At 72.3% G+C, this 21,747-nt stretch carries 6 protein-coding genes; 4 read left to right on the forward strand and 2 right to left on the reverse strand.

Annotated features, from left to right (window positions below):
• Positions 1-281 precede the first annotated feature (281 nt).
• From glmS to ETAA1_RS30430, 3 genes are all read left to right on the forward strand, one after another.
• A complete protein-coding gene (gene glmS, locus ETAA1_RS30420) occupies positions 282-2,111 on the forward strand; it encodes a glutamine--fructose-6-phosphate transaminase (isomerizing) (protein WP_145244361.1) in 1,830 nt (609 codons plus the stop codon).
• A 304-nt stretch (positions 2,112-2,415) separates the two neighbouring features.
• Entirely contained in the window at positions 2,416-4,359 is a 1,944-nt protein-coding gene (locus ETAA1_RS30425; RefSeq protein ID WP_202920530.1) for a DUF4954 family protein, read from the forward strand.
• A 129-nt stretch (positions 4,360-4,488) separates the two neighbouring features.
• Positions 4,489-5,502 (forward strand): polysaccharide deacetylase family protein, encoded by a 1,014-nt coding sequence (locus ETAA1_RS30430; RefSeq protein ID WP_145244363.1) that lies wholly within the window; start codon positions 4,489-4,491, stop codon positions 5,500-5,502.
• A 10-nt stretch (positions 5,503-5,512) separates the two neighbouring features.
• On the opposite strand, the gene ETAA1_RS30435 is transcribed toward ETAA1_RS30430, so the two are convergent.
• On the reverse strand, positions 5,513-5,935 hold the full coding sequence (locus ETAA1_RS30435; RefSeq protein WP_145244364.1) for a hypothetical protein: 423 nt from the start codon (positions 5,933-5,935) through the stop codon (positions 5,513-5,515).
• A gap of 376 nt (positions 5,936-6,311) precedes the next feature.
• A complete protein-coding gene (locus ETAA1_RS32585) occupies positions 6,312-19,817 on the reverse strand; it encodes a beta strand repeat-containing protein (protein WP_202920531.1) in 13,506 nt (4,501 codons plus the stop codon).
• Positions 19,818-20,215: 398 nt separating this feature from the next.
• On the opposite strand from ETAA1_RS32585, the gene ETAA1_RS30465 reads away from it, so the two are divergent.
• The gene (locus ETAA1_RS30465) at positions 20,216-21,154 is read left to right on the forward strand and encodes a hypothetical protein (RefSeq protein ID WP_145244365.1); all 939 of its coding nucleotides are present in this window, start codon (positions 20,216-20,218) and stop codon (positions 21,152-21,154) included.
• The last annotated feature ends 593 nt before the right edge of the window (positions 21,155-21,747 follow it).

Raw genomic sequence — 21,747 nt, forward strand, 5'->3', positions numbered from 1 at the left:
AACCTCCCCGCCGGGCGAATCGATTCGCCTACCCGTGCATCAAACGCCCCGTGTTTCATCCGCAGAACTCGACTCGGTCGCCCGGACGCGAGGTCGTAGGCGTGCTACAACCCGCGCGGCGATTCGCGGTCCGTAGTCGTGTCCTCTCCCGCCAGCCGAACCACCAGTCCCAGTCGTCGGGTTAACCGCCCGGGGTGTGCTCCCCTACCAGCCCCGCCACGGCCGACGGGGCGGGGGTGCCGAGTCATCCGCCGAGTCAAACGGACACGAGGGCGCAGACGATGTGTGGAATCGTGGGCTACGCGGGGGGGCGTGAAGCGGAGCCGATCCTCGTCGGCGGCCTCCGTCGGCTGGAGTACCGGGGGTACGACAGCGCCGGCCTCGCCACCATCACCGGCCCCGGAGACGTCCACCTCCGCCGGCGGTCCGGGCGGCTCGCGACGCTGGTCGATCACCTCCGCGAGCGGCCCGCCCCCGGGTGCGTCGGGATCAGCCACACCCGGTGGGCCACCCACGGCCCGGCGACGGACGCCAACGCCCACCCGCACCTCAGCAGTTGCGGCCGGGTCGCGGTCGTCCACAACGGGGTGATCGAGAACTACGACTCGCTGAAGCGACACCTCCAGGCCGACGGGGTGGAGTTCCACAGCGACACCGACACCGAGGTGATCGCTCACCTCCTCGGCCGGCACTTCGACGGCGACCTCCTGGAGGCCGTCCGCCGCACCCTGCCGCTCCTGAAGGGGACCTACGGCCTGGCGGCCGTGAGCCCGGATGACCCGCAGACGGTGGTCGGCGCGCGGCTCGGCAGCCCGCTGGTGCTCGGCGTCGGGGCCGGAGAGCACTTCCTCGCCAGCGACCCGGGGGCGCTGGTCGGGTACACGTCGGACGTGGTCTACCTCCAGGACCACCAAATGTGCCGGATCACCGCCGACGACTGGGACATCTTCGACCGCGAGCTGTCGAAGGTGACGGCCAGCGTCCACCAGGTCGAGTGGGCGGAGGAGGACGCGGGCAAGGGCGACTTCGAGCACCACATGCTCAAGGAGATCCACGAGCAGCCGGAGACGCTGGCGAACACCATGCGGGGCCGGCTGTCCGACGCCGACGCGAGCGCCCACTTCGGCGGGCTGAACGTGGACCCGCAGCAGCTCCGCCGCGCGAAGCGAATAATTCTCACAGCCTGCGGCACCAGCTACCACGCGGCTCAGGTCGGCGAGTACCTGATCGAGGAGTTCGCGCAGGTGCCGGTGGAGGTGGAGTACGCCAGCGAGTTCCGCTACCGCAACCCGCCGATCGACCACGACACCATCGTCATCGCCATCAGCCAGTCCGGGGAGACGGCCGACACCCTGGCCGCGGTCCGGGAGAGCAAGCGGAAGGGGCACATGACGCTGGCGATCTGCAACGTGGTCGGCAGCAGCATCGCCCGCGAGTCCGACGGGGGGATGTACCTGCACGCCGGCCCCGAGATCGGTGTGGCCAGCACCAAGGCGTTCACCAGCCAGGTGCTCACGCTCGCCATGTTCGCGCTGCACCTGGGCCGGCTGCGGAACATGTCGGCGCTCCAGGGCGCGCGGATGATCGCCGAGATGCGGGCGCTGCCGGACCACGTCCGGGAGGCGCTGGGGTGCGACGCCGACGCCCGGCGGATCGCCGAAAAGTACGCCCACTGCACGAGCTTCCTGTACCTCGGCCGGCAGTACCTGTACCCGGTCGCCCTGGAGGGGGCGCTGAAGCTGAAAGAGATCAGCTACGCCCACGCCGAGGGGTACCCGGCGGCCGAGATGAAGCACGGCCCGATCGCTCTGGTCGACGCCAACACCCCGAGCGTGTTCCTGGCGCTGAAGGGGGCGATTCACGAGAAGGCGATGAGCAACCTGGAGGAGGTGAAGGCCCGCCGCGGCCCGGTGATCGCCGTGGCGACCGCGGGGGACGACGTGGTCGCCCGCAAGGCCGACGAGGTGCTCTACGTCCCGGACGTGCCGGACTACCTGCAGCCGCTGGTGGCGGTGATCCCGCTGCAGCTGCTGGCGTACCACGTGGCCCGCCTCCGCGGCTGCGACGTGGACAAGCCCCGGAACCTGGCCAAGAGCGTGACGGTGGAGTGAACTGGCGGGCCACTGAGCGTGTTCACAGAGTGAACGAACTGATCGCTTTGTGCCTGCTACCGGCGGGCCGGGTTCATGGGCTCGCAACTGGCCAACGCCTGAAGCCGTACCGCGCGTGCCACCGGGGCACCCGGGCCGCGGGTTCTGCCCGGAGCCCGCGGTCGGGGGCGCCGAAACTTCCGCGGCCGGCCTGCATCTAATGCCCGCTTTATTTCCGGAGTCGGTGGTCGCGGGACGAGTCCGCACCGACCGCGGGGCCGGCGTTCGTTGGTCGCACGGGTCGGGACGACTCGGGAGGGGTCCAGTGGGGGAGACGCTCGAGGCGAAGGTCCGGAGGCTGGCCGCCAACTCGGAGGTGCTCCGTGCCGCGGCCTCGGTCCGGGCCGACGGCGGGCTCGCCCTCGCCCTCGGGGGCGCCTCCCTCCGCCCCCTCTACAAGCCCGAGGTCGAGTTGCTCGAGGCGCTGGGAAACACCGCCCGCGACTGGTCCCGGGTCCGCGTCGCCGACGGGTTCAACCCCCGCCGCGTGCGGGGCTGCGAGTTCCACGGGGACGTGACCCTCGGCCGGTTCACCCAGTACGTCCCCCTCGCCGACGGGGTGGAAGTCGTCGCCGGTCTGTCGAACAGCACGGTTATCGACTCCGTGATCGGCCACAACGCCCTGGTCCGGGACGTCCGGCTGCTCGCCAACTACGTGGTCGGCGAGGGGGCCGTACTGGTGGACTGCGGGCGGGTGACCTGCTCGGCCGGGGCGACGTTCGGGAACGGCCTGCGGGTGCCAGTCGCGCTCGAGGGCGGCGGCCGGGAGGTCGATCTGTTCGCCGAGTTGGATGTCGAGTTGGCCGCCGGCGTTGCCCGGCCGGGCAACGCCGGCGGCCAACTCGACGGGTACCGGGCCGCGGTCGCCGACTACCGCGCGCGGGCCGCCTCCGACCGTGGCGTAATCGGGACCGGGGCCCACGTCTGGAGCGTGCCCCGGCTCGAGGACGTCTACATCGGCCCGGCGGCCCGGATCGACGGGGCCGCGGCGATCGTCCGGAGCACCCTCCTGAGCAGCCCGGACGAGCCGACTGTGGTCGAGTCCGGGTCGGTGGTCACCGACTCGCTCGTGCAGTGGGGCGTGCGGGTCACCGGGCAGGCGTCGGTCGAGCGGTCGGTGCTGGTCGAGTCGGCCCGCGTGGACCGGCACGGCAAGGTCCAGAACAGCGTGGTCGGGCCGAACACCGAGGTCGCCGGGGGCGAGGTCAGCTCGTGCCTCCTGGGCCCGTTCGTCGGCCTCCACCACGAGTCCCTGTTGATTTCGACCCTGTGGCCGGGGGGGCGGGGGAACGTCGGGTACGGGGCGAACGTCGGGTCGAACCACACGTCCCGGGCCCCGGACCAGGAGTTCTGGGCCGGGGAGGGGCTGTTCCTCGGGCTCGGGGTGAACGTCAAGTTCCCGTGCGACTTCAGCCAGGCCCCGTACACGGTGGTCGCCTGCGGGACGGACCTGGTCCCGCAGAAGGTGACGTTCCCGTTCTCCCTAGTCGCCCCCCGGCAGGAGGCGTTCCCCGACCTCGCCCCGGCGTACAACCAGATCAGCCCGGCGTGGATGCTGCGGGAGAACGTCTACGCCCTGCGGCGGTGCGAGGCCAAGTTCCGCGCCCGGAACCGCGCGAAGCGGAGCCGGTTCGACTTCGCCGTGTTCCGCCGCGACACGGTCGAGCTGATGCTCGCCGCCGCCCGGATGCTGGAGGACGTGCCGGTCGTCCGCCCGCAGTACACCGACCGGCACATCCCCGGGCTCGGCAAGAACGTGCTGACCGACGGGGACCGGGTGCGGGCGGTCGAGGCGTACCGCTTCTTCGCCCGCTACTGGGCCCTGCTCGGCCTCCTCGACCGGCTCCAGACCACCGGCAGCGGCGCGCTCGCGGAGGTCGAGGCCGGTGACGACCGCGTGTGGGCCTTCCAGCGGCGGGTGTTGGCCGAGGCCGACTTGTGTGATGACGTGGACAGCGCGCTGGACACGCTGGTCGGCATGGCCGATCGGGTGGCGCGGGAGGTGGAGCGGGCCCGGCAGCGGGACGACGCCCGCGGGGTGCGGATCATCCCAGACTACGCCGAGGTCCACCCACACGCCGACGAGGACCCGGTCGTCCGGGCGGCCCGGGCCGAGGCCGCAGCCGTGCGCGATGCCGTCCGGAGGCTGTGCGTCCGGTCGGGGCCTCGCGCGGCCCGGGTGATAGATCGGCCGTGCGCCGTGAGCTAATCGGCGAGCCACACCACCACAGGGAGTTTGAACCCGACGCCCCGACCCGGACGTGATGGCAATCGACGTGGTAGACGTAACAACACGCCGCGACCGGAGTGAGTCGCCGCGGCCAAAAACGGCGTAGGTATGCGGAAGGATCGATTCGCACAAGTCCTGACCGGCCTCGGCCTCGTCGAGGCGGCGTCGTACCTTCCGCGGCGGCCGCGGCTGACCGTGTTCAACTACCACCGGATCGGGTCCACGGCCGATAACCTGTACGACGACGGGGTCTTCTCGGCGACGGCCGCCGAGTTGCAGGCACAGATGCGGTTCCTCCGCCGGCACTTCGACCTGCCGCCGTTCGACGAACTGGTCGCGGCCCTGACCGACGGCTTCGAGCTAAAGCGGCCGACCGCCCTTGTCACCTTCGACGACGGGTACCGGGACAACTACGAGCTGGCCTTCCCGGTCCTCCGCGAGGCCGGGGTTCCGGCCGTCTTCTTCATCCCGACCGAGTACGTTGGCTGCCCACGGACCCCCTGGTGGGACCGGATCGCGTACGTGGTCAAGCGTGCGACCGTCGAGGTGCTGGCTCTGGACATCCCGGAGCCGACCGCCTTCGACCTCCGGGTGCTGCCCCGGTCGCGGGTCATCCGGCAGGTGCTCGACCTGTTCAAGCGGGACGCCGGCCGCCACGAGGGGGCGTTCCTGAGCCACCTGGAGGAACGAGCTGGGGTGTCCTTCCCGGAGCACCTTGCCGCCCACCGGTGGATCGTCACGTGGGACGAGATCCGCGAGATGGTCGACGGGGGGATGGCGGTCGGGTCGCACAGCCACACGCACCGCATCCTGGCCGGGTTGAACGAGGCCGAGCAACTCCAGGAACTCACCCTGTCCCGGAAAATCCTGGAGCGGGAGACGGGGCGGGCGGTCACCAGCCTGGCCTACCCGGTGGGGCTTCAATCGTCGTTCACCCCGGCCACCAAACGGGTCGCGCGCGAGGCCGGGTACAAGCTGGCGTTCTCCTACTACTCCGGCGTGAATCAGGCCGACGGTTTCGACGTGTACGACATCCGCCGAATCGGGGTGGCCCAGGGACAGTCGTTCGCCATGTTCCGGTCTCGGGCGATCTGCAACAGCGTCTTCGGCCGGTGCATCTGACCACGCCACCCTAACCGGCGGTCCGTCGGAAGACGGCTTCCCCGTCGACCGTCCGACGCCGCGACACGAGGTCCCGCTCGAACGTCTCGTAGTGCCCGCGGATCTCGTCCTCGACCTCGTCCGCTTCGTCCAACCGCCGTCGGAGGGCCGCCTCTTGCCGCTCGACCTCGGCCGCCCGCCGCTCGAATTCGGCGACCCGCCTCGCGAGCTCCGCGGCCCGTCGGTCGAGTTCCGCGGCGCGGCCGGCCAGGGCGGCCGTCTGCTGATTCAGGTTCTGCTCCCGGGTGATCGCCGCCGACTCGGCCACCGCCGCCGACCGCGCCACCTCCTCCCGACCCCGCCGGATGTGGGCGAATTGGGCGGCGACGAAGGCGTTGAACCGCTCGACCTCCTCCCGGAGCCAGTCGAGGGTGGCGGCGGATTCGGGGGCCAAGTCGGGAGCAGACGCCGACGCCTGGGCGATCGCGTGCCGGGGAGGAGCGGCGGCCAGTGTGCGGGGCGGCGGCGTCTGTTCGAGCGGCGCGGCCAGTCCGACCCAAACGCCCAGATCGTCCGCTCCGCCTGTTGCCCCGGTTCGCTCCGGCGGGGCATCGTCTCGCAACGGCTCCGGGTGGGAAGGGATGTCAAACTCGGTCCCGCACCGGGGGCAGCCGATCGTGCCGCCGGGCGCGTCGTCCGGCAGGCGACCGCTGACCCGGCACCGAGGGCACGTCACGAGTACCGGCATCACACGCTCGGAATGAGGACGGGGATGGGGTGCGCGCCGGCCAGACGCCCGGGCCGGTCGCGCAGTTGCACGGGCCCACGGGTCAACTTTGCAGCCCCACAGGCCTGTTGAACTCGACCCGGCCGGCCGTCGAGTCCACGCCGTTCAGGCCGTCGTAGTCGAAGTACCAGAGGTACCCCGGGGTGCCGGGTCGGGTGCCGTGCACCCGGTCGAACTGGGAGTTGTCCTGGTCGGACACCGTGCCGTCGCCGTCGGCCTCGTCGAACCGGCGGAGGAACTCGACTGCGTCGTCCCCGACGGCAGCCCCGTTGGCGTCGCCGTCGAGGTACTGGCCGAGCTCGGCTGTGACCTTCCTGTCGAAGGTGGTCGGGTCGGGTGGCAGCGAAACCAGTCCGCCGTAGGTGACCGTCAGGCTCGTGGCCATCGACCGTGGGGCGAACCCGTCGGCGACCACGACGCTCTCGCCCCGCAGGGGCGCCACCGCCGTGTCGCCGGACGCGACCGGAGCCTCGGTCGCAGTCGGCTTCACCGGCGGAAGGGTCGGCATCTCGACGTTGATGCCTGCTGCGACCGGCACCAGTTCGACCGCCGCGGCGGGCGCCGGGAGCCGACGCACACCCGCGGCCAGTGTCTCGGCCATCAGGTCGGCCGGGTGCGCCGCCGGGTCGATGTCGGGCAGACCGAGCTCGTGGCCGAGTTCGTGCATCACCACCGTCAACAGGTCCACACCCCGCTCCGCCGGCCCGGGGTTGGCGACCAGCCCGGTCGTCTCCGGCGGCCCGAACTCGGCGTCGTCGGCCGGCGTCGGGTCCACGAACCAGCCCTTCCCGCCCGCGTCGTCGTCGATGTGGACCGACCCCGGTACGTGCTCGCCGAGCCGGCCCGCGGCGTTCAGGTCGGTGATCGTCACCGTCACGGCCGCGAGCCGGGCCGGGTCGGCGCCCGCCGCGACCAGCCGCTGTGTCGCCGCCGCCACCACTGGCGCGAGGTCCGCCGCCGTCAGCTTCGGCGCCGTCGTGCTCGTCACCGTGAACGCGGCCGTCTGCGGGCTCGGGGCGAACAGGCTCGGCGGGAGCGCCGAGGCCGTCGTTCCCATCGCCACGTCGATCCCGTTGAGAATCCACGTCGCCGACCCGAGCACCGACACGTCCAGGAACCCGTCGCTGTTCTGGTCCTTCCCGAACATAACGTAGGACCAGTACTGGTTCACGTTCGTGGCCAGCTGGCCGCTTGCCGTCCCGCCCTCCACCTGGAGCCGGATCCACGGCCACTTCTTGTACGAGTCGCCGACGTAGTACCGGACCGCGAAGTCCGCCCCGGCGGTCGCCACCTTCACCCGGAACGTCCCGACCGGCCCGCCGAGCGTAACGCCGTCGCGGAACAGCGACTTTTGGGCGGCCGTCATCGACGCCGGGAGCGTCGCCGGGTCGCGCTCGAAGTCGCCGACCGCCGCCAGCCAGCCGTAGTCCGCGCCCGCCGTCCACACCTCGTTGCCGTGCACGCCGGTCAGCCCCGGCGCGGCGTCGTTCGACGTGCCGTTGAAGTCGAACCGCAGCACCTCCGGCGTCCCGCCCGGCGGCGGCGACGGCGGGAGGTCGTTGTCGGTGATCGTGACCGTGGCCGCCGCGGTCCCGAGGGCGGCACCGCCGGTGGCGTTCGACAGGGTCACGCCGAACGTCTCGTCCGGCTCGTCGGTCGTGTCGTCGATGACCGGTACGGTGATCGTCTTCGGGCTGGTGTCGCCGTCAGCCCACGTCAGGGTGCCGGTCGTCGTCGTGTAGTCGCCCGGTGCGGCGGCGGTGCCGTTGCTCGTCGCGAACTGGACGCTTACGGCGCCGGCCGACCCGCCGGTCCGGGTCACGAAGAGGGTGACGCTCCCGGCGCCCTCGCCGGCCGACGCGGCAGCGGTCGTGAGCTGGAGCGTCCCGACCGGCGGCGGTGGGTTGACGGCGACGGTAAACGTGTCCGTCGCCGTCAGCCCGCCCGCGTCGGTCACCGTCAGGGTGATGGTCGCGGTGCCGGACTGCCCCGCCGCCGGCGTCACCGTCACCGTCCGGCTCGCACCCGACCCGCCCAGCACCAGCGACGACGCCGGCACCAGCGTGGCGTTGCTCGACGTCGCCGTCACCGTCAGGCTGCTCGCGGCCGTCTCCGCGTCGCCCACCGTGAACGCCACCGCGCCCGTCGAACTCCCCTGGTTGATCGACTGGTTCCCCACGTCCGAGATCGACGGCCCGCCGTTCACCGTCAGCACGAACGTGTCCGTCGCCGTCAGCCCGTCATCGTCGGTCACCGTCAGGGTGATGGTCGCCTCCCCGGCCTGGCTAGCCGCCGGGGTGACGGTCACGGTCCGGTTGGCGTCCGACCCGCCCAGCACCAGACCCGACGCCGGCACCAGCGTGACGTCCGACGAGGTGGCGGTGACGATCAGGCTGCTGGGCGCCGTCTCGGCGTCGTCCACCGTGAACGCCAGCGCCCCCGTCGACGCCCCCTGGTTGATCGACTGGTTCCCCACGCCCGAGATGGTCGGCTTGCCGTTGACCTTCAGGACGAACGTGTCGGTGGCGGTGAGCCCGCCGGCGTCGGTCACCGTCAGGGTGATGGTCGCGGTGCCGGACTGCCCGGCCGCCGGCGTCACCGTCACCGTCCGGTTCGCACCCGACCCGCCCAGCACCAGACCCGACACCGGCACCAGCGTGGCGTTGCTGGACGTCGCCGTCACCGTCAGGCTGCCGGGCGCTGTCTCTGCATCGCCCACCGTGAACGCCACCGCCCCCGTCGACGCCCCCTGGCGGACCGCCTGGTTCCCCACATCCGAGATCGACGGGCCGCCGTTGACCGCCACCACGAACGTGTCCGTGGCGGTCAGCCCGCCGGCGTCCGTCACCGTCAGCGTGATCGTCGCGGTGCCGGACTGCCCCGCCGCCGGCGTCACCGTCACCGCCCGGTTCGCACCCGACCCGCCCAGCACCAGCCCCGACGCCGGCACCAGCGTGAGGTTCGACGACGTCGCCGTCACCGTCAGCCCGCTCGCCGCCGTCTCCGCGTCACCCACCGTGAACCCCACCGCCCCCGTCGACGCCCCCTGGTTGATCGACCGGTTCCCCACGTCCGAGATCGACGGCCCGCCGTTCACCGCGAGGACGAACGTGTCCGTCGCCGTCAGCCCGCCCGCGTCCGTCACCGTCAGCGTGATCGTCGCCGTCCCCGACTGGCCCGCCGCCGGGGTGACCGTGATCGTCCGGTTCGCACCCGACCCGCCCAGCACCAGCCCGGACGCCGGGACGAGGGTGAGGTTCGACGACGTGGCCGTCACCGTCAGCCCGCTCGCCGCCGTCTCCGCGTCACCCACCGTGAACCCCACCGCCCCCGTCGACGCCCCCTGGTTGATGCCCTGGTTGGCCACGTCCGAGATCGACGGGCCCGTGTTCGTCGGCGGGTTGACGGTCAGGACGAACGTGTCGGTGGCGGTGAGGCCGCCGGCGTCCGTCACCGTCAGCGTGATGGTCGCGGTGCCGGCCTGGCCCGCCGCCGGGGTGACCGTGATCGTCCGGTTCGCACCCGACCCGCCCAGCACCAGCCCCGACGCCGGCACCAGCGTGAGGTTCGACGACGTCGCCGTCACCGTCAGCCCGCTCGCCGCCGTCTCCGCGTCGCCCACCGTGAACCCCAGGGCGCCCGTCGACGCCCCCTGGTTGACCGCCCGGCTCCCCACGTCCGAGATCGTCGGCGGGGCGTTGACGGTGAGGACGAACGTGTCCGTCGCCGTCAGCCCGCCCGCGTCCGTCACCGTCAGCGTGATCGTCGCCGTCCCCGACTGGCCCGCCGCCGGCGTCACCGTCACCGTCCGGCTCGCGCCCGACCCCCCCAGCACCAGCCCCGACGCCGGCACCAGCGTGAGGTTCGACGACGTGGCGGTGACGGTCAGGCTGCTCGCCGCCGTCTCCGCGTCGCCCACCGTGAACCCCAGGGCGCCCGTCGACGCCCCCTGGTTGATCGACCGGTTCCCCACGTCCGAGATCGACGGCCCGCCGTTCACGCTGAGGACGAACGTGTCCGTCGCCGTCAGCCCACCCGCGTCCGTCACCGTCAGCGTGATCGTCGCGGTGCCGGACTGCCCGGCCGCCGGCGTCACCGTCACCGTCCGGTTCGCCCCCGACCCGCCTAGCACCAGCCCGGAGCCCGGGACGAGGGTGGGGTTCGACGACGTGGCCGTCACCGTCAGCCCGCTCGCCGCCGTCTCCGCGTCGCCCACCGTGAACCCCAGGGCGCCCGTCGACGCCCCCTGGTTGACCGCCCGGCTCCCCACGTCCGAGATCGTCGGCGGGGCGTTGACGGTGAGGACGAACGTGTCCGTCGCCGTCAGCCCGCCCGCGTCCGTCACCGTCAGCGTGATCGTCGCGGTGCCGGACTGCCCGGCCGCCGGCGTCACCGTCACCGTCCGGCTGGCGCCGGTCCCGCCGAGGACCAGCCCGGAGCCCGGGACGAGGGTGGGGTTCGACGACGTGGCCGTCACCGTCAGCCCGCTCGCCGCCGTCTCGGCGTCGCCCACCGTGAACCCCAGGGCGCCCGTCGACGCCCCCTGGTTGACCGCCTGGTTCCCCACGTCCGAGATCGACGGCCCGCCGTTCACGCTGAGGACGAACGTGTCGGTGGCCGTCAGCCCGCCCGCGTCCGTCACCGTCAGCGTGATCGTCGCGGTGCCGGACTGCCCGGCCGCCGGCGTCACCGTCACCGTCCGGTTCGCACCCGAACCGCCCAGCACCAGACCCGACGCCGGGACGAGGGTGAGGTTCGACGACGTGGCGGTGACGATCAGGCTGCTCGCCGCCGTCTCCGCGTCACCCACCGTGAACCCCACCGCCCCCGTCGAACTCCCCTGGTTGACCGACTGGTTCCCCACGTCCGAGATCGACGGCCCGCCGTTCACCGCCACCACGAACGTGTCCGTCGCCGTCAGCCCGCCGGCGTCCGTCACCGTCAGCGTGATCGTCGCGGTGCCGGACTGCCCGGCCGCCGGCGTCACCGTCACCGTCCGGTTCGCACCCGAACCGCCCAGCACCAGCCCGGAGCCCGGGACGAGGGTGGGGTTCGACGACGTGGCCGTCACCGTCAGCCCGCTCGCCGCCGTCTCGGCGTCGCCCACCGTGAACCCCAGGGCGCCCGTCGACGCCCCCTGGTTGACCGCCTGGTTCCCCACGTCCGAGATCGACGGCCCGCCGTTCACGCTGAGGACGAACGTGTCGGTGGCCGTCAGCCCGCCCGCGTCCGTCACCGTCAGCGTGATCGTCGCGGTGCCGGACTGCCCGGCCGCCGGCGTCACCGTCACCGTCCGGCTGGCGCCGGTCCCGCCGAGGACCAGCCCGGAGGCGGGGACGAGGGTGAGGTTCGACGACGTGGCGGTGACGATCAGGCTGCTCGCCGCCGTCTCCGCGTCGCCCACCGTGAACCCCAGGGCGCCCGTCGACGCCCCCTGGTTGATCGACCGGTTCCCCACGTCCGAGATCGACGGCCCGCCGTTCACGCTGAGGACGAACGTGTCCGTCGCCGTCAGCCCACCCGCGTCCGTCACCGTCAGCGTGATCGTCGCGGTGCCGGACTGCCCGGCCGCCGGCGTCACCGTCACCGTCCGGTTCGCCCCCGACCCGCCTAGCACCAGCCCGGAGCCCGGGACGAGGGTGGGGTTCGACGACGTGGCCGTCACCGTCAGCCCGCTCGCCGCCGTCTCCGCGTCACCCACCGTGAACCCCACCGCCCCCGTCGACGCCCCCTGGTTGATGCCCTGGTTGGCCACGTCCGAGATCGACGGGCCCGTGTTCGTCGGCGGGTTGACGGTCAGGACGAACGTGTCGGTGGCGGTGAGGCCGCCGGCGTCCGTCACCGTCAGCGTGATGGTCGCGGTGCCGGCCTGGCCCGCCGCCGGGGTGACCGTGATCGTCCGGTTCGCACCCGACCCGCCCAGCACCAGCCCCGACGCCGGCACCAGCGTGAGGTTCGACGACGTCGCCGTCACCGTCAGCCCGCTCGCCGCCGTCTCCGCGTCGCCCACCGTGAACCCCAGGGCGCCCGTCGACGCCCCCTGGTTGACCGCCCGGCTCCCCACGTCCGAGATCGTCGGCGGGGCGTTGACGGTGAGGACGAACGTGTCCGTCGCCGTCAGCCCGCCCGCGTCCGTCACCGTCAGCGTGATCGTCGCCGTCCCCGACTGGCCCGCCGCCGGCGTCACCGTCACCGTCCGGCTCGCGCCCGACCCCCCCAGCACCAGCCCCGACGCCGGCACCAGCGTGAGGTTCGACGACGTGGCGGTGACGGTCAGGCTGCTCGCCGCCGTCTCCGCGTCGCCCACCGTGAACCCCAGGGCGCCCGTCGACGCCCCCTGGTTGACCGCCTGGTTCCCCACGTCCGAGATCGACGGCCCGCCGTTCACGCTGAGGACGAACGTGTCGGTGGCCGTCAGCCCGCCCGCGTCCGTCACCGTCAGCGTGATCGTCGCGGTGCCGGACTGCCCGGCCGCCGGCGTCACCGTCACCGTCCGGCTGGCGCCGGTCCCGCCGAGGACCAGCCCGGAGGCGGGGACGAGGGTGAGGTTCGACGACGTGGCGGTGACGATCAGGCTGCTCGCCGCCGTCTCCGCGTCACCCACCGTGAACCCCACCGCCCCCGTCGAACTCCCCTGGTTGACCGACTGGTTCCCCACGTCCGAGATCGACGGCCCGCCGTTCACCGCCACCACGAACGTGTCCGTCGCCGTCAGCCCGCCGGCGTCCGTCACCGTCAGCGTGATCGTCGCGGTGCCGGACTGCCCGGCCGCCGGCGTCACCGTCACCGTCCGGTTCGCCCCCGACCCGCCTAGCACCAGCCCGGAGCCCGGGACGAGGGTGGGGTTCGACGACGTGGCCGTCACCGTCAGCCCGCTCGCCGCCGTCTCCGCGTCACCCACCGTGAACCCCACCGCCCCCGTCGACGCCCCCTGGTTGATGCCCTGGTTGGCCACGTCCGAGATCGACGGGCCCGTGTTCGTCGGCGGGTTGACGGTCAGGACGAACGTGTCGGTGGCGGTGAGGCCGCCGGCGTCCGTCACCGTCAGCGTGATGGTCGCGGTGCCGGCCTGGCCCGCCGCCGGGGTGACCGTGATCGTCCGGTTCGCACCCGACCCGCCCAGCACCAGCCCCGACGCCGGCACCAGCGTGAGGTTCGACGACGTCGCCGTCACCGTCAGCCCGCTCGCCGCCGTCTCCGCGTCGCCCACCGTGAACCCCAGGGCGCCCGTCGACGCCCCCTGGTTGACCGCCCGGCTCCCCACGTCCGAGATCGTCGGCGGGGCGTTGACGGTGAGGACGAACGTGTCCGTCGCCGTCAGCCCGCCCGCGTCCGTCACCGTCAGCGTGATCGTCGCCGTCCCCGACTGGCCCGCCGCCGGCGTCACCGTCACCGTCCGGCTCGCCCCCGACCCCCCCAGCACCAGACCCGACGCCGGCACCAGCGTGAGGTTCGACGACGTGGCGGTGACGGTCAGGCTGCTCGCCGCCGTCTCCGCGTCGCCCACCGTGAACCCCAGGGCGCCCGTCGACGCCCCCTGGTTGACCGCCCGGCTCCCCACGTCCGAGATCGTCGGCGGGGCGTTGACGGTGAGGACGAACGTGTCCGTCGCCGTCAGCCCGCCCGCGTCCGTCACCGTCAGCGTGATCGTCGCCGTCCCCGACTGGCCCGCCGCCGGCGTCACCGTCACCGTCCGGCTCGCCCCCGACCCCCCCAGCACCAGACCCGACGCCGGCACCAGCGTGAGGTTCGACGACGTGGCGGTGACGGTCAGGCTGCTCGCCGCCGTCTCCGCGTCGCCCACCGTGAACCCCAGGGCGCCCGTCGACGCCCCCTGGTTGACCGCCTGGTTCCCCACGTCCGAGATCGACGGCCCGCCGTTCACGCTGAGGACGAACGTGTCGGTGGCCGTCAGCCCGCCCGCGTCCGTCACCGTCAGCGTGATCGTCGCGGTGCCGGACTGCCCGGCCGCCGGCGTCACCGTCACCGTCCGGCTGGCGCCGGTCCCGCCGAGGACCAGCCCGGAGGCGGGGACGAGGGTGAGGTTCGACGACGTGGCGGTGACGATCAGGCTGCTCGCCGCCGTCTCCGCGTCGCCCACCGTGAACCCCAGGGCGCCCGTCGACGCCCCCTGGTTGATCGACCGGTTCCCCACGTCCGAGATCGACGGCCCGCCGTTCACGCTGAGGACGAACGTGTCCGTCGCCGTCAGCCCACCCGCGTCCGTCACCGTCAGCGTGATCGTCGCGGTGCCGGACTGCCCGGCCGCCGGCGTCACCGTCACCGTCCGGTTCGCCCCCGACCCGCCGAGGACCAGCCCGGAGCCCGGGACGAGGGTGGGGTTCGACGACGTGGCCGTCACCGTCAGCCCGCTCGCCGCCGTCTCCGCGTCACCCACCGTGAACCCCACCGCCCCCGTCGAACTCCCCTGGTTGATGCCCTGGTTGGCCACGTCCGAGATCGACGGGCCGCCGTTGACGGTCAGGACGAACGTGTCGGTGGCGGTCAGCCCGCCGGCGTCGGTCACCGTCAGGGTGATGGTCGCGGTGCCGGACTGCCCGGCCGCCGGCGTCACCGTCACCGTCCGGTTCGCACCCGAACCGCCCAGCACCAGACCCGACGCCGGGACGAGGGTGAGGTTCGACGACGTGGCGGTGACGATCAGGCTGCTCGCCGCCGTCTCCGCGTCACCCACCGTGAACCCCACCGCCCCCGTCGAACTCCCCTGGTTGATGCCCTGGTTGGCCACGTCCGAGATCGACGGGCCGCCGTTGACGGTCAGGACGAACGTGTCGGTGGCGGTCAGCCCGCCGGCGTCGGTGACGGTCAGGGTGATGGTCGCGGTGCCGGACTGCCCGGCCGCCGGCGTCACCGTCACCGTCCGGTTCGCACCCGAACCGCCCAGCACCAGACCCGACGCCGGGACGAGGGTGAGGTTCGACGACGTGGCGGTGACGATCAGGCTGCTCGCCGCCGTCTCCGCGTCACCCACCGTGAACCCCACCGCCCCCGTCGAACTCCCCTGGTTGACCGACTGGTTCCCCACGTCCGAGATCGACGGCCCGCCGTTCACCGCCACCACGAACGTGTCCGTCGCCGTCAGCCCGCCGGCGTCCGTCACCGTCAGCGTGATCGTCGCGGTGCCGGACTGCCCGGCCGCCGGCGTCACCGTCACCGTCCGGTTCGCCCCCGACCCGCCCAGCACCAGCCCGGAGCCCGGGACGAGGGTGGGGTTCGACGACGTGGCCGTCACCGTCAGCCCGCTCGCCGCCGTCTCGGCGTCGCCCACCGTGAACCCCAGGGCGCCCGTCGACGCCCCCTGGTTGACCGCCTGGTTCCCCACGTCCGAGATCGACGGCCCGCCGTTCACGCTGAGGACGAACGTGTCGGTGGCCGTCAGCCCGCCCGCGTCCGTCACCGTCAGCGTGATCGTCGCGGTGCCGGACTGCCCGGCCGCCGGCGTCACCGTCACCGTCCGGCTGGCGCCGGTCCCGCCGAGGACCAGCCCGGAGGCGGGGACGAGGGTGAGGTTCGACGACGTGGCGGTGACGATCAGGCTGCTCGCCGCCGTCTCCGCGTCGCCCACCGTGAACCCCAGGGCGCCCGTCGACGCCCCCTGGTTGATCGACCGGTTCCCCACGTCCGAGATCGACGGCCCGCCGTTCACGCTGAGGACGAACGTGTCCGTCGCCGTCAGCCCACCCGCGTCCGTCACCGTCAGCGTGATCGTCGCGGTGCCGGACTGCCCGGCCGCCGGCGTCACCGTCACCGTCCGGTTCGCCCCCGACCCGCCTAGCACCAGCCCGGAGCCCGGGACGAGGGTGGGGTTCGACGACGTGGCCGTCACCGTCAGCCCGCTCGCCGCCGTCTCGGCGTCGCCCACCGTGAACCCCAGGGCGCCCGTCGACGCCCCCTGGTTGACCGCCTGGTTCCCCACGTCCGAGATCGACGGCCCGCCGTTCACGCTGAGGACGAACGTGTCGGTGGCCGTCAGCCCGCCCGCGTCCGTCACCGTCAGCGTGATCGTCGCGGTGCCGGACTGCCCGGCCGCCGGCGTCACCGTCACCGTCCGGCTGGCGCCGGTCCCGCCGAGGACCAGCCCGGAGGCGGGGACGAGGGTGAGGTTCGACGACGTGGCGGTGACGATCAGGCTGCTCGCCGCCGTCTCCGCGTCGCCCACCGTGAACCCCAGGGCGCCCGTCGACGCCCCCTGGTTGATCGACCGGTTCCCCACGTCCGAGATCGACGGCCCGCCGTTCACGCTGAGGACGAACGTGTCGGTGGCCGTCAGCCCGCCCGCGTCCGTCACCGTCAGCGTGATCGTCGCGGTGCCGGACTGCCCGGCCGCCGGCGTCACCGTCACCGTCCGGCTGGCGCCGGTCCCGCCGAGGACCAGCCCGGAGGCGGGGACGAGGGTGAGGTTCGACGACGTGGCGGTGACGATCAGGCTGCTCGCCGCCGTCTCCGCGTCGCCCACCGTGAACCCCAGGGCGCCCGTCGACGCCCCCTGGTTGATCGACCGGTTCCCCACGTCCGAGATCGACGGCCCGCCGTTCACGCTGAGGACGAACGTGTCCGTCGCCGTCAGCCCACCCGCGTCCGTCACCGTCAGCGTGATCGTCGCGGTGCCGGACTGCCCGGCCGCCGGCGTCACCGTCACCGTCCGGTTCGCCCCCGACCCGCCTAGCACCAGCCCGGAGCCCGGGACGAGGGTGGGGTTCGACGACGTGGCCGTCACCGTCAGCCCGCTCGCCGCCGTCTCGGCGTCGCCCACCGTGAACCCCACCGCCCCCGTCGAACTCCCCTGGTTGACCGACCGGTTCCCCACGTCCGAGATCGTCGGCCGGCCGTTCACCGTCACCACGAACGTGTCGGTGGCGGTCAGCCCGCCCGCGTCGGTAACGGTCAGGGTGATGGTCGCGGTGCCGGACTGACCCGCCGCCGGCGTCACCGTCACCGTCCGGTTGGCGCCGGAACCGCCCAGCACCAGCCCCGATGCCGGCACCAGCGTCGCGTTGCTCGACGTCGCCGTCACGGTGAGGGCGCTCGCCGCCGTCTCCGCGTCACCCACCGTGAACCCCACCGCCCCCGTCGACGCCCCCTGGTTGATCGACCGGTTCCCCACGTCCGAGATCGACGGGCCCGTGTTCGTCGGCGGCGGCGAGGTGGAGTTACCGTACTCGTAGGCCCCTAAATCGGAGGCGCTGCCGACGACCTGGCGGGGTTCACTGCCAGCCGGTGCCACGAACTGTCTGGTCACCGTGTATGCGGCGGCCGATCCCGCCAGTCTACCCGCCTTGTCGATCGCTGCCGACCCGGCCGCCAGGTGGTAGTCCCCACCCGACACGTTCGTGAACCCCGGCTGAACGCCCGGGCCGGCGATGAGGTTGGACTCGCCGCCCACGTGCCCGGTGAACGTGTAGCCGCTCGCGGTCGTCAGGTAGTATCCCGAATTGACCCAGTTGCGGCCGAAGTAGGCGTTGCTGTCCGAACTCAGAAGGCCGAGGTCCGGCGGGGTGGCACCGGGGGTGTTGGGGACCGCGACGATGATGTTGTTTCGCGCGTCGAGCGTCTCGCCCGGGGACTGCAGCCGGACGGCTGTGAGATTGTACACCTGGGACTGATCAGCCTGGGCGACCAGGGTGTTGTTGTAGAGGTAGAGGACGCCCTTTCGGTAAAGGGGATCGAGCCCCTGGTCCCCACCGAACCAGACGAAGGTGGACTCGTTATCGGGGCCTGAGAGGAGGACGTTCCCATACACGAACGTGCTGTGGTAGCGGCTCAGGGTGAGGGCGAGGTCGGACTGGTTCTGGGCCTCTGGCAGCTGTACCTGGACGGCCCCCCCCTCGATGTAGTTGTTCCGGATGATCAGGCCGGCCGACCGGTCTTTCAGCCCCGCCCCGAGGGAGCCGCTGCGGGTCGGGCCGTACCGATTATTCTGGTAGAGTGTGTCGATGCCCTCGAGGTAGGTGTTGTGCTCGAGGTACGAGTTGGGGTTACCGTTCCCGTAGATGTAATTCCCGTCCAGGGTCAGGTTCGACATCAGGCGGTTGAACGTGGACTGCCCGGCCCCGAACACACCCTCGCCGTTGCTGTTGATGGTGTTGCCGCGCAGCGTGACGTTGTCCGCCCGCTCCAGGTACACCCCCGCCCCGACCGTGCCGTAGGTCTTGATCGTCCCGTTGTAGTCCGTGAACGTGTAGGCCTGGTAGGCGTTCTGGATCTGGAGGTTCTGGATCGTCAGGTAGCCCGGTTTGTAACCATCCTTGAACCCCGGCCGGGCGCCGACGACCACCGCCCCATACCCGCTGAGCGGGGCGTAGTGGCTCACGAACTGCGGGGCCATCACCGCGTTGGCGCCGTCGATGACCGGGAGGGCGCCGGTCGCGGGGTCGGGGACGCCGTTGACCGTGATCCAGGCGGCCGGGGTGCCCCGGGTCGAAATCTGGAAGATCTCGTGGTACCCGCCCGGCTTGTAGTGGATGTTGACGGTGTCGCCGGGGCCGAGCCGGCTCCAGTCCAGGGCGGCGATGCTCGTGTAGGGCTTGCCCGGGCCGATGTCGTACACCCGCGGCGCCCCGGTCCCCGCGCTGGCCGTCACCACCGCGACCGCGGTCCCGAAAAGGGAGTCCATCACGTCGCTGGCCGGGGCCGCGTAGCTCGAGTCCCCGGCCGCGTTCGTCCCCCGGACCCGGTACATGTACGCCGACTCGGCCGTCAGCCCGGCGTCGGTGAACGAGGTCACCCCCGCACTCGTCAGGGTCACCTGCGCCCAAGTGGGCGTCGAATAGGTGGTGTAGACGGCCCGCTCGACCTTGAACTGAGTCGTGGCCGCGTCGTTGTTGGCCCAGGTCAGGGTGACCGACGTGGCCGAGTTGGCGACCGCCACCAGGCCGGACGGCTCGACCGGCCGGCCCGCGGCCCGGGCCGGGAGGGTGACCGCCGCCGCGGTCGAGTAGTTGGACGTCGTAGCCGTCCAGGAAGTCCCGCGGACGCGGTAGTAGTAGGTCGCCCCCGGGACCAACCCGGTGTCCCGCCAGGTCGTACCCGTGCCCAGGGCTGCCACCACCTGGTACGCGACCCCGTCGGCCGACCGCTCGAGCAGGTAGTTGCGGGTTCCGACCGAGGTGTTCCGGTCGGTGAACGAAATCGTCGCCTCCGTCGGGGAGTTGCCCACGGCCTGGAGGTTATTGATCGTGAGCATCGCCCCGGCCGCGACCGCCTTGGTCGCCGCCGACGCCGTCGAGCTGTAAGGCGTCGGGCCGGAACTGGTGGTCGTCCGCACCCGGTAGAAGTAGGTCGTCGAGGCCCAACCGCTCGTGTCGGTGTACGTGTTCTCACCACCCGGCAGAGTCGCGAGTACCTTGAACGGGCCGCCGGCGGCCGACGCCCGCTCCACCACCACCGTCGTGTCGGCTGTGTCGGTCAGGTCCCAGGTCAGGTTCACTTCGGATAATGACACCGGGGTAGCGACGAGGTTGGTGGCGTCGAGCAGGTCGCGCGACTCGAGCAACTCCAGGCGGCGGCGGAACCGATCTTGCGGCGGCACGGCGAGGCCCTCGTTACCCGATCAAGGCGTGACAGGGGGCGGGCCTCGGCCACAGCCAAGGTCCCGGAGCCTGGAGTCGGGGGTGATATGGCGTCGGATACCCAAACCTGAGTCAAGCTCGGCTGCCCTGCGTTGCTCATCGCTGCCCAGGGCACGGGCGCCAACTCAAGTATGCGGGTCGGGCGTACCGACACTCACGCTATAGTGCAGCGAATTGTGAGCCGCAAGCGCAAATCGAGCAGTGGCTGACCAGCACAGCGAGCTCGAGCCGCCTCGTGACACCCATGGGGCAAACCTAAGTGCTTCCGGCTCTTGCTCATAGATTGGCTTGAACGAATCTCGGCCGCTGCCCGCATGAGATAAAGCTTGTTGAACTTTTTGTTTCCCGGGGGTGTCGGATGGGCAGTAGGTTTCCGACGCGACCACACCCGCCGGACGAGGCGGGCGTCCACCGGCGGCGACAGACCGTCTGGGTCGCCCTCGCGGCCGCGACCACGGCCGCGCTCCTGCTCGTCGAGATTCCGGTCCAGCGGCTCGGGCCGTGGCAGGACCATATCCTCGACTTCGGGCATGTCCCCCTGTTCGCCGTCCTCGTTCTGGTCCTGCGGGCGGCGGGGGGCTGGTCGCTCCGGGGGGCGTTCGCCCTGGCTGTCGCCGCCGCCGGGGCGGCTGAGGTCGTTCAGCCTTGGGTCGAGCGGTCCGGGGTTTGGGCCGACTTTCTGCGGAGTACGGCCGGGGCGGCGGCCGCCGCCGCCGGGGTGCGGGCGTGGGACGCCCGTCGCGGGCGGGACGGCCGGCTCGGGTACGCGGTCCTCGCCCTCGGCCTGCTCGTATGGCCCGTCGCCGAGGTCGCCCCGTACCTGGCGGACACCGTGGACGGCCGGTCCGCGTTCCCGACCCTGGCGGACTTCCGAACGGAGCGGGAGGTCCGCCGCTGGGTGTGCGACCAGGCGGCTGTCACGCAGGACGGCGGGGCGGGGCGGGTCGTCCTGCTCCCGGGGCCTGAGCCCTACTCCTCGGCCGCGCTGCGGCCGGTCGTCCCCGACTTCCGCGGGCACCGGTGGCTGTGCTGGGCGTTCCGGGTCCGCGACCGGCCGCTCACGCTGGTGGTCTCGGTGCGGTCGGGGGCGGGCCGCGGGGTCGGGACGACGCACGTGCAGGTCGAGCGCCCGCTTCGGGCCGGCGACCACGTCCTCCGCCTCGACCTGGGCGACCTCGCCCCGCAGGCCCGCCCCGCCCCGCTCGACCTGGCCGACGTCCGATACGTGCAGGTGTTCGTGGTCCGCACGCCGGAGCCCGTGACGCTTCACGTGTCGCGGGTCTGGCTGGAGCCGTGACCGAACCGGCCGGCGCGGCTCGCCGGGCGTGCGGGAACCCGGGTCGGGATGCCAGTCCTTCGTCGTCGGAGCCCCCGGTCCGGCCGCCCGGTCCGGCTACGGCTTGGCGGCGCGGCGGGAGACCGCTCGTCCGAGGATGGCCGGGCCCGGGGCGACCGGAGGATCCAGGTAGTATTCGTGGATCACAATGGTGGAGTTGGGGAGGGGACCCAAGACCCGCACCCGCAGTGTCGGCGGCGGGGGCGAGGGGTCGGTGGTGTCGAAGGCCCCGGTCAGGCAGTCCGTGCACACCAGTTCCGGTCCGGTCGCGGGGTCGCGGTGGTAGAACGTCGAGACACCCCGGCAACCGGGACACACCTGCCCCGGCGAGAAAGGGTCGGGGTCCAGCGGGCCGCCGAGGTTGACCAGGGCGGATCTGGGTGGATAGATTGACACGCAATCGCCCTCCCCAAAGGGGGGTGAGGAGGTCGGGGGGCGGGTCAACTTTTCCAGGGCGGACCCGCCTCCCGACGGTTTTAGCGACCGGACCTTCCGATCGACCGGAACTCAACATACAAAATTTTGTATGTCTACGCAATGAAAGTTGCGGCGTG

Source organism: Urbifossiella limnaea (genome assembly GCF_007747215.1).
Lineage (GTDB): Bacteria > Planctomycetota > Planctomycetia > Gemmatales > Gemmataceae > Urbifossiella > Urbifossiella limnaea.